The sequence below is a fragment of the Streptomyces sp. NPDC001980 genome, assembly GCF_040296885.1.
Lineage (GTDB): Bacteria > Actinomycetota > Actinomycetes > Streptomycetales > Streptomycetaceae > Streptomyces.
In genome coordinates this window covers 143,792-155,677 of sequence record NZ_JBEOYD010000027.1, presented here as the reverse complement: position 1 = coordinate 155,677, position 11,886 = coordinate 143,792, and the positions used below count along the sequence as shown (strand labels likewise).

Here is an 11,886-nt window from a genome sequence, read left to right as displayed (position 1 = left end):
GCGGCGGGGGGCCGCCCCCCGGGCGGCGCCCCCCGCCTCCGGGTGCTGTGCGTCGGCTGCCGGGCTGGGTCGGCCGCTCGTGGTTCAGCGGTCGAGGAAGAACGTGGTGTGGGTGACGAACCGCTCGGGGTACTGGAAGTGGGCGCCGTGGTTGGCGTCCGGGTAGAGGATCAGCTCGGCGTCGGGGAGGAACTGCTGGAGGATGTAGGAGTTGATCGTGGGGATGATGATGTCGTCGGTGCCGTTGACCACCAGGACCGGGATCGTGATGTTCTTCAGGACCGAGTACGCGGGGTCCTTCGTGGCGCCGTAGGCGTGGATGGCGGTGCCCTGACCGGCGTAGACCTGCTCGCCGAACGCGGAGGCGTCGCGGTCCTTGCGGGCCACGATCCGCTCGACGTATGCGCGGCCCGCCTGCTGGCTGGTCTCGGTCGGGGCGAACAGGACCGGCAGCCACATGTCTTCCTGCCGGGGCAGCTTGACGGTGAACAGTGCGGCGGTCTGCGGCGGAGTCTCCCCGATGCCCACGCCGCCGCGCGGGCCGGTGCCCACCAGGACCAGTTTGCGGGCCAGGTCGGGGCGCTGGATGGCGACCTGCTGTGCGACGAGGCCGCCCATGGAGTGGCCGATCAGGTCCACGTTCGTCAGCCCGAGAGCGTCGATGAAGCTGCCTGCGTCGGTGGCCATCTGCTCGATGGTGTCCGGGACGACGCCGCTGGTGGAGGCCACTCCGGTGTTGTTGAACAGGATGACCTCGCGGTCGGCGGCGAGCCCGTCGCTGATCGCCGGGTCGTGGTCGTCGAGGTTGCCGATGAAGTGCTGGAAGAACACGACCGGCCTGCGGCCTGCGGCCGCGTTGCCGAAGCGCCGGTAGGCGAAACGGATGCCGTCAGCCTCGATGAACCGGGTCGGGGCGGTGTCGTGGGTGTGGTCGGTCACGGTGGCGCTTCTCCTTGAATCAGCGTCTTGAGGTGGTGGGGCAGCCGCACGTGGGCCGTCCGGGCGCACGGGGAGCTGCGCGCCCGGTGCAGGTCAGTTGGCGCTGTGGCCGCCGTCGGCGTTGAGGATGTGGCCGGTGATGAACGACGCCTGGTCCGATGCGATGAACACGATCGCGTCGGCGACTTCCTCCGAGAGGCCGAGGCGGGCCAGCGGGACCTCGGTCACCAGGGCCGCCTTGTTCTCCGGTGTGCCGGTGAAGCGGGTCAGCATGCCGGTGTCCGTGGGGCCGGGGGCCACGCCGTTCACGCGGATTCCCGAGGCGGCGACCTCCAGGGCCACCGACTTGGTGATGCCTTCGACGGCGTGCTTGCTGCCGACGTAGACGGAGGCTCCGGCGGCGCCCTCGTGGCCGTAGGTCGAGGAGATGTTGACGATGCTGCCGCTGCCCTGTTCCTGCATGACGCGGACCTGGTGCTTCATGCTCAGGAGCACACCGAGGACGTTCGTGTCGAACGTCGCGTTGTAGGTCTGCGCACTCTGGTCGGTGATCGGACTGGGGCGCCCCTCGGTGCCTGCGTTGTTCACCGCGACATCGAGACGGCCGAAGCGGGTGACGGTCTCGTCGACCATGGCACGCACCTCGTCCTCGTTACGGACGTCGGCGTTGATGAACTCGGCCCACGAGCCGAGTTCACGCAGTTCCTCGACCAGGGCCTTGCCGGCCTCGTCACGCCGCCCGGTGACGACCACGTTCGCGCCCTGCTTGGCGAAGGCGACGGCGGCGGCACGGCCGATGCCGGTCAGCGCACCGGTGATCAGTACGACGGGGGTATCCATTGCTCTGCTCGGTTTCTGTAGGGGTGGTGGCGGTCAGACGGCGGTACGTCCGCCGTCGGCGGGGATGACGGCGCCGGTGATGTACCGGGCGGCGCGCGAGGCGAGGAACGCGACGACGTCGGCGATCTCCTCGGTCTCCGCCGTGCGGGCCAGGAGCGTGGTCTTGCCCAGGGCCGTGAGGCGCTCCCTGGAGGAGCCGCCGGTGTAGACCGGTCCGGGGGCGATGGTGTTGACCCGCACGCCCCGCGGGCTGTACTCGGCGGCCCAGGACCGGGTCAGCGAGGTGAGCGCGGCCTTGGTGGCGCTGTAGGCGGCGCCGCCCGCAAGACCGATCTGCCCGGCCATGCTGCCCAGGTTGATGACGACGCCCTCGCCGCGCTCGGCCATCGCCGGCGCGATGACGGCCGTGAGGTAGTAGGCGCTGCGCACGTTGGCGTCGAACAGCGCGTCGAATGTGTCGGGCTCCAGGTCGGCGGTGGGGCCGAACCAGGAGAACCCGGCGTTGTTGACCAGGACGTCGACGTCCTTGGCCGCCTCTGCCAGTTGCTTGACGGCGGTGACATCGGTGAGGTCGGCGGCAATGAATTCGGCCCGGCCGCCGAGGCCCTCGATCCCCTTGACCACTGCGGCTCCGCGGCCGGCATCGCGGCCGTGCACCAGGACCTTGAACCCGTCCCGGGCGAGCTTCTCCGCAGTCGCCCGGCCGATACCGGACGTCGCGCCTGTCACCAAGGCTGTGCGTACCTCGGACATGGCACGCCTCCTTCCGATTGACCAGACTGGTCTGTCTGGTCTTGCTATCCAGCTAAACACTACGACCTGGTCTCGTCAAACGATGGGAGACATCAGGTGTTCTACCTGGTGTTTGACAGCGCTAGGCGTGGAATCTACGGTTGAAGAACAGATTAGACAGACTGGTCTGGATAGCAGGTCGCGACAGGAGACAGCGCATGAGCACCACCTTCTTCGGCGCCTCGTTCGACGCCACCGACGCCGCACGTGCCGCGGCGTTCTGGGCCGCCGTCCTTGGCCGCCGGGTCGCCGACGGGGCCGACGAGCACGACGCCGTGGTGGAGGCCGGCGATCCCGGCAGCGGGCCACGACTGGCCTTCCACCAGGTCCCCGAGGTCAAGACCACCAAGAACCGGTTCCACCCGGACCTGATCACCAGTGACTACGAGGGCGAGAGAGGACGTCTGCTCGCACTCGGGGCGACCAAGCTTCACGAAGTCGTGCGCGAGGGCGCCCGGTGGACCACGTTCGCCGACGTCGAGGGCAACGAGTTCGACCTCATCGCCGGCTAGAGCACCCGCCACCAGGAATCGAGGAGAAGACCATGACGACGACAAGGCAGCCCAAGATCCCCGGCCCCGACCACCCGATCACCGTCGAGCCCACCGGCGCCCGCGTCGTGGCCCGTATCGGCGGACAGATCGTCGCCGACACCACCCGGGCCCTGACCCTGCGCGAGGCCGGCTACCCGCCCGTCCAGTACATCCCGCTCGACAACGTCGACCAGTCGCTGCTCACCCTCAGCACCACCCAGACGTACTGCCCGTACAAGGGTGACGCGTCCTACTACGGCCTCGCCCTCGCCGACGGCGCGCGGACCGACGCCGTGTGGTTCTACCCCGCGCCGTACGACGCCGTCGCGGACATCGCCGGCCACGTCGCCTTCTACGCCGACCAGGTCGACGTCGTCGTCGGGACCTGACTGCCGAGGGGCGGTTCTCCGCCCCTCCAGCCGGGCTGGCTTCCCGGCGGTGCGCCGTTTCTCCCTGCACAGATGAGGACGGCAGTCATGACTTCGGGTCAGGACTGGTTGTAGCGCCGCTGCCGGCCCTGGGGTGCAGCATCCATAAGTCGACGATGTGTAGTGAGGTGTCGGGGCGGCAGATCGGGCAGGCCGGCACCCCGTTGGTGGTGAGGAGGCGGCGGGCGTCGTCCTGGCTGACCGGCTGTGTTCGGGGACCGGCCATGCCGAAGTCGCCGAAGTACACGGCTAGGGGGTGCCCCGTGGCGCGGTTGAGTTCGAGGATCCAGCCCGGCGCCGGCGGGCGGCACGCCCGGCCGCGGTCCTCTTCGGCCTGCCGCTGCCGCAGGTCGGCGGCCTTGCGGTCGATGCGCTCCAGCCACATGGCATGCGCACCGCCGTGTGGTCCTTGCCTTCTGGCTGGTGATCACCGCGGGGGTGATCGCCCTGTCGAGTGCGAGGCCAGTCTCGTTCGGATCAGTCGGTCGGGTCGGGCCGGCGAGCCTTTCACCCCGGCGGCGGGGAGGGCCTCCTGCAATGCCCCGGGAAACTCTCGGCAACAGACCTATTGACTGTTTGCTATAGCAGGAGCCACGCTTATGGCCATGAGCAACCCCCTCGGTCCCGTGGAGACCACGTCACTGGCCGACCAGGCCTACCAGCGGCTACGCGACGCGGTGCGCGAGGGCGCCTTGCGGCCGGGGGAAAAGATCACCGAACGTGATCTCGCCGCCCGCCTCGGCGTCAGCCCCACCCCGGTGCGCGAGGCGCTGCGCCAGCTGGTGCACGAGAAGGTCGTGGAGCGGGTCGGTAGCCGGGCTCTGCGGATCGCGGACCATCCCGCGGCCGCACGCTCGGAGGTCGTGGAGGCCGAAGTGCGCCTCTCCGCCCTCATGGCCCGCCTCGCCGCCCGCAACGCCACCGACGCCCAGCTCGCCGCGCTCACCGAGTTGCTCGACCGGGCCGACGGCTTGGTCGCCGAGGTGGAGCGGGAGCTGGCCGAGCAGGGGGCGGACGCCGCGGTGCCCGACCCGCTCACCGCTCTCTTCCGGATGCTGCGACAGTTCCACCATCAGGTGGAAGCCGCCGTCGGCAATCCCGTCCTGGAGGGGCTGTTGCACCAGGCCCGCGCCTTCAGCGACGAGGAACGCCTGGACCTGACCATGAAGCTCGCCCCGGAGCGGGCCGAAGCATTCCGCCGCCGCTACCGCGAACACCGCGGCCTGCTCGACGCCCTCCTGGACCGGGACGAGGAGCGAGCCGAGCAGCTCGCGATGCATCACCATCGCGAGGCGCTGATCCAGCTCTCCAGCATCTGATCGTCCCCAGGTCGGTCTGTTCGTCAGCCCCGCGGGCGGGGTGAAGGCAGTCGACCGGCAGCATTGTTGCTATAGCATATGGCAAGGAGTCGCCATGTTGCACGACACGCGCCCACCCTCCCCCGGAGGACCGTCGACCGCCCTGAACAAGGTGGCCATCACCCCCACCCGGATGAGTGCCGGCGCCGTCGCCTGGGTGGCGATCGCGATCTTCGCGCAGGAATCGGTGTGGAACTTCTACGAGGCCCAGGTGCCGGCGCAGCTGCGCGAGTACCTGTCGTCCGCGACGCTGATCGGATTGATCATGGGCATGGACACCGCCTTCGGGGTTTTCGTCCAGCCCGTCATGGGGCACGTCTCCGACCTCCGTGCCCGGCACCGTTTCGGCCGGTGGCCGATCATCGTCGTCGGTGCGTGTCTGGCCGCGATACCTTTCGCCCTGATTCCGTGGGCCACGAGTCTGCCCGCCCTGATGATGTGCATCGTGTGCTTCGGCCTGACGGCCAACGCGTTCAAGGGTGTCACCGAGACGTTGGTGTCCGACTACGTCGCCGCCGGCAACCGCAGCAAGGCGCAGGGGTTCATCAAAGCCGGTGTCAGTCTCACCATTGTCGTCTCCTCGCTCATCAGCCTGCTGGTCGTCGATCACAGCCTGAAGGCCGCTTTCGCCATCCCCCCGCTGCTGATGCTCATCGCGATAGGCCTGTCCAGCTGGTTCATGGGCCGCGACCACGCCCGCCGCCGTCTGCCTTCCCAGGAGGAGGCGGATCCCGGTGCCGTCCCTCACGGGCTGGACGAATCGGCCTCGCCCTGGGCGGTCGTCAGGGACGTCGTCCGCGACCCCAGCCGCTCCCGGCTGCTGCTGATGGTGGGTATCTTCTGCTTCGCCGGCATGTGGTCGGCACTGCGCGCCATGACCACCCCGTACGGCATCGAGGTACTGGGGATGTCCCGGGGGCAGGCCGGAGCCATCGCCCTGCCCGGTGCCGTCGCCTTCCTCGCCACGGTCGTCCCCATCGCCTACCTGTCCGGCCGCGTCGGCCAGATCCGCGCCATCCGCTACGGCGTGGCACTCTTCGTCGTCGGCCTGCTGACCGGCTTCGCCGCGCCCAACGCGCCGATGACCGCGGCGGCCATGGCGATCTCCTCCGTCGGCTACGCCGTTTTCGCCGTCAACGCGCTGGTCGCCCTGTGGAACCTGGCTCCCAACGACCGGGTCCTCGGCACGTACACGGGCCTGTACACCATCGCCTCCGCATCGGGGATCTCGCTCGGCCCGGCACTGCTCGGCATCACCGTGGACCTGACCGGCTGGCGCTTCATGCTGCTGAACGCAGCGGTGTTCGCCGCGATCACCTTCGTCGTCTTCACCAGCCTCACCCGCCGCACAGCACCCGCCGCGCGGACGGTCTGAGAGCCGGGCACACGGAGTGCCGCTTCCGCACGCACAGAAAGACAGCACCCATGGAATTCCGCATCCTCGCTCCCACCGGCGCCCTCGGTGCCGGCTTCGACGCCGACGCCTTCCAGCGGGGCGTCGAAGCCCGCCCGCATGTCATCGCCTGCGACGCCGGATCCACCGACAGCGGCCCCGCGGCCCTCGGCTCCGCCACCCCGAAACTCTCCGCCCAGGCCGTCACGCGGGACCTGCGGCTGCTGCTCAAGGCCCGTGACACGCTCCGAGTGCCGCTGATCATCGGCTCCTGCGGCACCAGCGGCCGGGACGAGGGCGTCGACTTGGTCGCGGGACTCACGCGCGCCATCGCGGCCGAGGAGAACCTCCACTTCAGGCTCGGCCTGATCTACTGCGACCAGTCGGCGGAGCGCCTCCAGAAGCTGTACGACGAGGACCGCATCCGGCCGCTGGCCAACGCCCCGGAGATCGACCGCGAACTCTTCGCGCGCAGCCACACCGTCGCCATGATGGGCGTGGAGCCCATCCAGCAGGCCCTGACCGACGGGTGCGACGTCATACTCGCCGGACGGGCCAGCGACACCGCGCTGTTCGCCGCGCTGCCGCACATGCGGGGTGCGGAGCCGGGCCTGACCTGGCACATGGCCAAGACCGTCGAATGCGGCGCCGCCTGCGCGATCCCGCCCTCCGCCAACGGCCTGCTCGTGCATCTGCGCGACGACCACTTCGACGTGACCACGCTCGCCGAAGGCAGCCGACTCACCCCGCGCTCGGTCGCCGCCCACACGCTGTACGAGAACGCGGACCCGTTCCACATCCTGGAGCCGTCCGGAGCGTTGGACACCACGCACGCCACCTACGAGGCCGTCGACGAGCAGACCGTCCGCGTCCGCGGCGCCCGGTACGTGCCGGCGGACGGCTACACCAACAAGCTCGAAGGCGCCGAGCTCGTCGGCTACCAGACCGTCATCATCGGCGGCGTCCGCGACCAGGTCGTCATCCAGCGCCTGCCCGACCTTCTGCCGTTCGCCGAGAAGTACTTCGAGGAGAAGATCCTCGACGTCTTCGACGGCCAGGTCGACCCCGGCACCGTCGACATCGACTACCGCCTCTACGGGGCGGGAGCCGTCCTCTCCGACCACGAACCCGACGAACTCGACCCCGCCGAGATCGGCGTGCTCATCACGGTCACCGCCCCGGACCAGGCCACAGCGCACGCCATCTCCACCTTCGTGGCCCACGTCAGCAGCCATCTGCCCATGCCCGAGTACGACGGGCTGGTCTCCACCCTGGCTTACCCGTACTCGCCGCCGGAGATGGACCGCGGCCCGCTCTACCGCTTCACCCTCAACCACGTCGTCACCGGCGTCACGCCCGTCGAACTCTTCCGCACCACCACCGAGGAGCTGTAACCCATGGCCACCCTGCTCGACTACTGCTCCCTGGTCCGCTCCAAGAACGCCGGGCCCTTCACCCTCACCTTCGATTTCATGTGCCGGGACGAGCACACCTATCAGGCCCTCGTCGGGACCGGCTTCCTCAACCGAGAACTGTTCGCGGGCCTCTTCGGCGCGGACGCGGAGCAGGTCCTCGTCGTCAACCACCCTCACGCCCTCGCGGTGAAGGTCTCCCTGCCGCGCCCCACCGTCCAGGGCGACCTCCGCGACAGCGACTGCTACGCCGGACAGCAGTACGCACCGCTGATGGCGATGAAACTGCCCGAACTGTGCTGAGCCGCCGGTCGACGCCTCTGCCGGGGAGCGCGGATTCCAGCACCGCACCAGAGGCCCGTGAGACGGATTTCCACCCGACGGGGTGGGCGTTGCTCGACGACGCGCTCATCGCAACGCTCGCCTCCTGCGTGTCAGGAGCCGTCGGGCCGTGCCGGCGTGACCGTCCGGTCGTAGCAGGGGAGGACGACGGTGACGGTGGTTCCTGATCCGGGGGTGGAAGCCACCCGCACGGTTCCGTGGTGAGCGTGGACGATGGCCTGGACGATGGCGAGGCCCAGTCCGGAACCGCCGTGGGCGCGGCTGCGACTGGCGTCGGCGCGCCAGAACCGGTCGAAGACGCGCGAGAGATCTTCGGCCGGGATGCCGGGGCCGTGGTCGGCCACCTGAATCCGCACGGTTGATGCGGCCGCCTGCACCGTGACGTCGATCGCGGTGCCGGGCGGGGTGTGCTGGATCGCGTTGCCGACGAGGTTGTTCAGGACCTGCTGGAGGCGGGGCTGGTCGCCACTCACGTACGCGGGGTGGGGGGCGTCCAGGTCGATGACGCGTTCGGGTGCCACGACCTGGGCGTCCTGGACGACGGCGGTGGCCAGGCGTTGCAGGTCCACCCGTTGCGAGTCGAGAGGCCGTCCGGCGTCGAGGCGGGCGAGCAAGGAGAGTTCCTCGACCAGCAGACGCATTCTGCCCACCTCTCCGTCGACTCGTTCCAGGGCTCTGCCGAGGTCCTCGGGGCCGGTGAGACCGCCCTGGTTGTAGAGGTCGAGCCAGCCGGAGATCGTGGCCAGCGGGGTGCGCAGTTCGTGGGAGGCGTCGGCGGCGAAGTCGCGGATCTGGTTCTCGGCCCGGGCCTGGGCGTCGAACGCGTTGTTGACGGCGACGGCAAGGCGGTCGGCTTCCGTGTGTTCTCCGTGGACGGGGAGCCGTTGGCCGCGGGCGCCGGAGGCGACGGCGTCGGCCGTGTCCGCCATGCGCCCGAGCGGGCGCAGACCGATCCTGAGGATGACCAGTGCCACGGCGAAGGCGAGAACGAGGGTGATGCCGACGCTGGTCGCCTGGCCGGAGACGAAGTCGGCGACGGTGACGCGGTCGATGTCGGTGCGCATGGTGAGGATGACGGCGGAGGCATGCACCACCTGGTGCGAGGTGACGATGGTCAGGCCGGTCGTGGGGATCCGCAAAGCGATCAGGCCCCACCGGGGGCTTGGACTCCTTGTAGGCGTCACCGCCGAAGAGCACCTCGATGCCCGCGGCGCGGCTGCTGGCCGCGGTGTCCTTGAGCGCGTCGAGGTCGTCGGCGCTGACGTCCTGGTCCTTGGGCACCGAGAACTCGACCTGCGCGACGGCGGTCTTCGCGTCCGAGGTCACCGTCCGGCTGCGCAGGGGGTCACTGACCGAGGTGACGCCGGGCACGGTGGCGGCGGCGGTCAGCGTCCGCTTCAGCGCGGCGGCATTCGCCGGGTCCTTGAACGAGGTCTTCTTGGGTGCCTCGAAGACGATCTCGGCGCTCTGCCGGTCCGAGGACCCGAAGTGGCGGTCCATCCTTTCGAGGGCGCTCTGTGCGGCCGACCCCGGGATGTCCGACTTGGTGTCGAAGCTTCCGGCGAAGGTGACCCCGAGCGCGGCGGTCGCGGCGATGACGAGCATCCATACGGTCAGGACCGTACGGCGGCGGCGTACCGCGAACACCCCCCATCGATGAAGCAGCACAGCCATGATCACAGTCCAATTCCGTCAAGAGGTGTCAACGAAGCCCCAGCAAAGCTCTGCTGCTTGACGGTTCCGTCCCGCTCGACCTGACGATTCCTTGACGGTTTCGGCTGCGCCGATCACGTGGTTTCCGATGGCGGGCCGTGGACGGGCAGGCGGACCGTGAAGGCGGCTCCGCGTTCTTGCCCGTCGCGTTGCCGCATCGTTGAGGTGACCGAGATGGTTCCGCCGTGAGCGGTGACGATGTCGCGGGCGATGGACAGTCCCAGGCCCGTTCCGGTGCTTTCGCCGGCGTGCCGGGTGCGGGCCGCCTCCAGGCGCACGAAGCGGTCGAAGACGCGCTCGCGGTCGGCGGTCGGGATGCCGGGGCCGTCGTCGGCGACCCGGATGACCGCGGTCGCCGGGCCGTCGGTGGTCAGGGTCACCTCGATGGTGCGCTCGGCGTACCGGTCGGCGTTGTCGAGCAGATTGCGGATCAGGCGGGTGAGCTGGTCCGGATCGCCGGTGACGTGGACGTTCTCCGCGGCGTCCAGCGCGACGGGGACGCGGGCCGGTGCGGTGTCGACGGCGGCCCGGGTGAGCGTGGCCAGGTCGACGAGCTCGCGCCGGCGCAGCAGGGTGTCGTCGTCGGAGCGGGCGAGCAGCAGGAGTGCTTCGACCAGGCGTTGCAGCCGGGTGGTCTCGGCCACGGCGCGGGTGGCCAGTTCGGGCCAGGGGGCCTGGTCGGGGTGGGCGAGCCCGACCTCCATGGAGGTGCGTACGGCGGCGAGGGGCGTGCGCAGTTCGTGGGAGGCGTCGGCGACGAAGCGCCGTTGGCGGTCGGCGGACGACTCAAGTCGGTCGAGCATGCCGTTCAGGGTGCGGGTGAGGCGCCCGATCTCGTCGTCGCTGCCGGGTTCGGGGATGCGCCGGTGCAGATCGCTGCCGGTGATCTCGGCGGCCTCGGCGCGGATGTGTTCGACCGGGCGCAGGGTGCGGCCGATCAGCAGCCAGGAGACGCCGACGGCACCCAGCAGGACCACAGGCAGAAGGTAGAGAAGGTGCCCTTGGAGGTCGTGGTCCAGGTATGCGAGCAGTTGGGTGGAGCCGCCGACGTAGACGACGACGGGTGCGGTACCGGCGACGTAGCGCTGCGCGATGACCTGTTCGTCCCCGCGGCCGGACGACGACCCCGGCGCTCGCTGGGGTGTGGTGCGGCCGGCGGGGAGTGTGTAGAGGGCGGGCTGGCCCGCGACGTTGGCGGTCGAGGCGATCACCGTGCCGGAGGCGTCCACGACCTGGGCCCACACGGTCGCATCGCCCGGGGCGGGAGGCAGGCGGGTGGGCAGGCGTCCGGCGGTGGCGGACTGCCCGACGGAGTCCGCGTAGGCGTTGAGTGTGGTCGTCACGTTCGACCGTACGGAGGTGACCAGGGTGAACGCGAGAACGGCCGTGACGATCGCGACGGTCACGGTGATGGCGAGGGTGGCCAGCAGGGTGAGCCGCAGGCGCAGCGAGCCGCGGCTAGGTGCGTTGCGGGTCAAGGCGGTACCCCGATCCTCGGACCGTTTCGATGGTGCGGGTGGCGAACGGCTGGTCGATCTTCCGGCGCAAGTGATGGATGCGGACCTCGACGACGGCCGGGTCGGCCCGGGAGGCCGCGTCCCAGCAGTGCTCCAGCAGCTCGTTCTTGGAGACCACGCGGCCTTCCGCCCTCAACAGGTACTCCAGGACCGCCAGTTCGCCGGGTGTGAGGGTGATGGCCCGGTCGCCGCGGCGCACGGTCCGGGTCGCCGGATCCATCGTCAGATCGCCGGCCTGCAGCAGTGCGGGGCGCGGGGGCGCTCCGCGCCGCAGCAGGGAGCGGATGTGGGCGAGCAGGACGGGGTACTCGAACGGCTTGGTGAGGTAGTCGTCAGCGCCCAGGTCCAGGCCCTCCGCCTGATCGAGGGCCGCGTCCATCGCGGTGAGCATGAGGAGCGGCGTCCAGTTCCCGGCCTCCCGCAGCCGTGTGCAGATCTGGTAGCCGTCCAGGCCGGGGAGCATGACGTCGAGGATGATCAGGTCGAAGTCGTGTTCGGTGGCCTGCCACAGTCCCTCGGTGCCGTCGGCGGCCAGGTCGACGGCGTATCCCTCGGCCCGCAGTCCCCAGGTCAGGGACGCGCCGAGGGCTTCGTCGTCTTCGATCACCAGGATGCGCAT

13 protein-coding genes and 1 pseudogene are annotated in these 11,886 nt (G+C 69.8%); 6 read left to right on the top strand and 8 right to left on the bottom strand.

Annotation, left to right across the window (positions count from 1 at the left end; all coding sequences use genetic code 11):
• Positions 1 to 84 precede the first annotated feature (84 nt).
• The 3 genes from ABT137_RS33920 to ABT137_RS33910 all read right to left on the bottom strand — a co-directional run bounded on the left by ABT137_RS33920 (position 85) and on the right by ABT137_RS33910 (position 2,532).
• Positions 85 to 939 (bottom strand): alpha/beta fold hydrolase, encoded by an 855-nt coding sequence (locus ABT137_RS33920; protein ID WP_351714944.1) that lies wholly within the window; start codon positions 937 to 939, stop codon positions 85 to 87.
• Positions 940 to 1,032: 93 nt separating this feature from the next.
• Positions 1,033 to 1,779 carry an SDR family NAD(P)-dependent oxidoreductase gene (locus tag ABT137_RS33915; protein ID WP_351714943.1) on the bottom strand — a complete coding sequence of 249 codons (747 nt, stop codon included), beginning with the start codon at positions 1,777 to 1,779 and terminating at the stop codon, positions 1,033 to 1,035.
• Between the two features lie 33 nt (positions 1,780 to 1,812).
• Complete coding sequence (locus tag ABT137_RS33910; RefSeq protein WP_351714942.1) at positions 1,813 to 2,532, bottom strand: SDR family NAD(P)-dependent oxidoreductase; 720 nt, start codon at positions 2,530 to 2,532, stop codon at positions 1,813 to 1,815.
• A 197-nt stretch (positions 2,533 to 2,729) separates the two neighbouring features.
• On the opposite strand from ABT137_RS33910, the gene ABT137_RS33905 reads away from it, so the two are divergent.
• Together ABT137_RS33905 and ABT137_RS33900 are read left to right on the top strand one after the other, a co-directional pair.
• Positions 2,730 to 3,083 carry a VOC family protein gene (locus tag ABT137_RS33905; RefSeq protein ID WP_351714941.1) on the top strand — a complete coding sequence of 118 codons (354 nt, stop codon included), beginning with the start codon at positions 2,730 to 2,732 and terminating at the stop codon, positions 3,081 to 3,083.
• Positions 3,084 to 3,115: 32 nt separating this feature from the next.
• Positions 3,116 to 3,493 (top strand): DUF427 domain-containing protein, encoded by a 378-nt coding sequence (locus ABT137_RS33900; RefSeq protein WP_351714940.1) that lies wholly within the window; start codon positions 3,116 to 3,118, stop codon positions 3,491 to 3,493.
• Between the two features lie 85 nt (positions 3,494 to 3,578).
• Here ABT137_RS33900 and ABT137_RS33895 read toward each other — a convergent pair whose 3' ends face one another.
• Positions 3,579 to 3,917 (bottom strand): DUF6233 domain-containing protein, encoded by a 339-nt coding sequence (locus ABT137_RS33895; protein WP_351714939.1) that lies wholly within the window; start codon positions 3,915 to 3,917, stop codon positions 3,579 to 3,581.
• A 220-nt stretch (positions 3,918 to 4,137) separates the two neighbouring features.
• On the opposite strand from ABT137_RS33895, the gene ABT137_RS33890 reads away from it, so the two are divergent.
• The 4 genes from ABT137_RS33890 (at position 4,138) to ABT137_RS33875 (ending at position 7,998) form a co-directional block, all read left to right on the top strand.
• Positions 4,138 to 4,851 (top strand): GntR family transcriptional regulator, encoded by a 714-nt coding sequence (locus tag ABT137_RS33890; RefSeq protein ID WP_351714938.1) that lies wholly within the window; start codon positions 4,138 to 4,140, stop codon positions 4,849 to 4,851.
• Positions 4,852 to 4,945: 94 nt separating this feature from the next.
• Positions 4,946 to 6,265: an MFS transporter gene (locus ABT137_RS33885; protein WP_351714937.1), complete on the top strand. Its 1,320-nt coding sequence runs from the start codon at positions 4,946 to 4,948 to the stop codon at positions 6,263 to 6,265.
• A 50-nt stretch (positions 6,266 to 6,315) separates the two neighbouring features.
• Complete coding sequence (locus tag ABT137_RS33880; RefSeq protein ID WP_351714936.1) at positions 6,316 to 7,677, top strand: acyclic terpene utilization AtuA family protein; 1,362 nt, start codon at positions 6,316 to 6,318, stop codon at positions 7,675 to 7,677.
• A 3-nt stretch (positions 7,678 to 7,680) separates the two neighbouring features.
• The gene (locus tag ABT137_RS33875; RefSeq protein WP_351714935.1) at positions 7,681 to 7,998 is read left to right on the top strand and encodes a DUF4387 domain-containing protein; all 318 of its coding nucleotides are present in this window, start codon (positions 7,681 to 7,683) and stop codon (positions 7,996 to 7,998) included.
• A 131-nt stretch (positions 7,999 to 8,129) separates the two neighbouring features.
• Here ABT137_RS33875 and ABT137_RS33870 read toward each other — a convergent pair whose 3' ends face one another.
• From ABT137_RS33870 to ABT137_RS33855, 4 genes and pseudogenes are all read right to left on the bottom strand, one after another.
• The gene (locus ABT137_RS33870) at positions 8,130 to 9,176 is read right to left on the bottom strand and encodes a sensor histidine kinase (RefSeq protein ID WP_351714934.1); all 1,047 of its coding nucleotides are present in this window, start codon (positions 9,174 to 9,176) and stop codon (positions 8,130 to 8,132) included.
• Between the two features lie 97 nt (positions 9,177 to 9,273).
• Positions 9,274 to 9,537, bottom strand: a pseudogene (locus ABT137_RS33865) (MMPL family transporter); the annotation flags it as partial.
• Positions 9,538 to 9,824: 287 nt separating this feature from the next.
• Positions 9,825 to 11,228: a sensor histidine kinase gene (locus ABT137_RS33860; protein WP_351714933.1), complete on the bottom strand. Its 1,404-nt coding sequence runs from the start codon at positions 11,226 to 11,228 to the stop codon at positions 9,825 to 9,827.
• Positions 11,209 to 11,886: a response regulator transcription factor gene (locus ABT137_RS33855; protein ID WP_351714932.1), complete on the bottom strand. Its 678-nt coding sequence runs from the start codon at positions 11,884 to 11,886 to the stop codon at positions 11,209 to 11,211. Before ABT137_RS33855 ends, ABT137_RS33860 begins: the two co-directional genes overlap by 20 nt.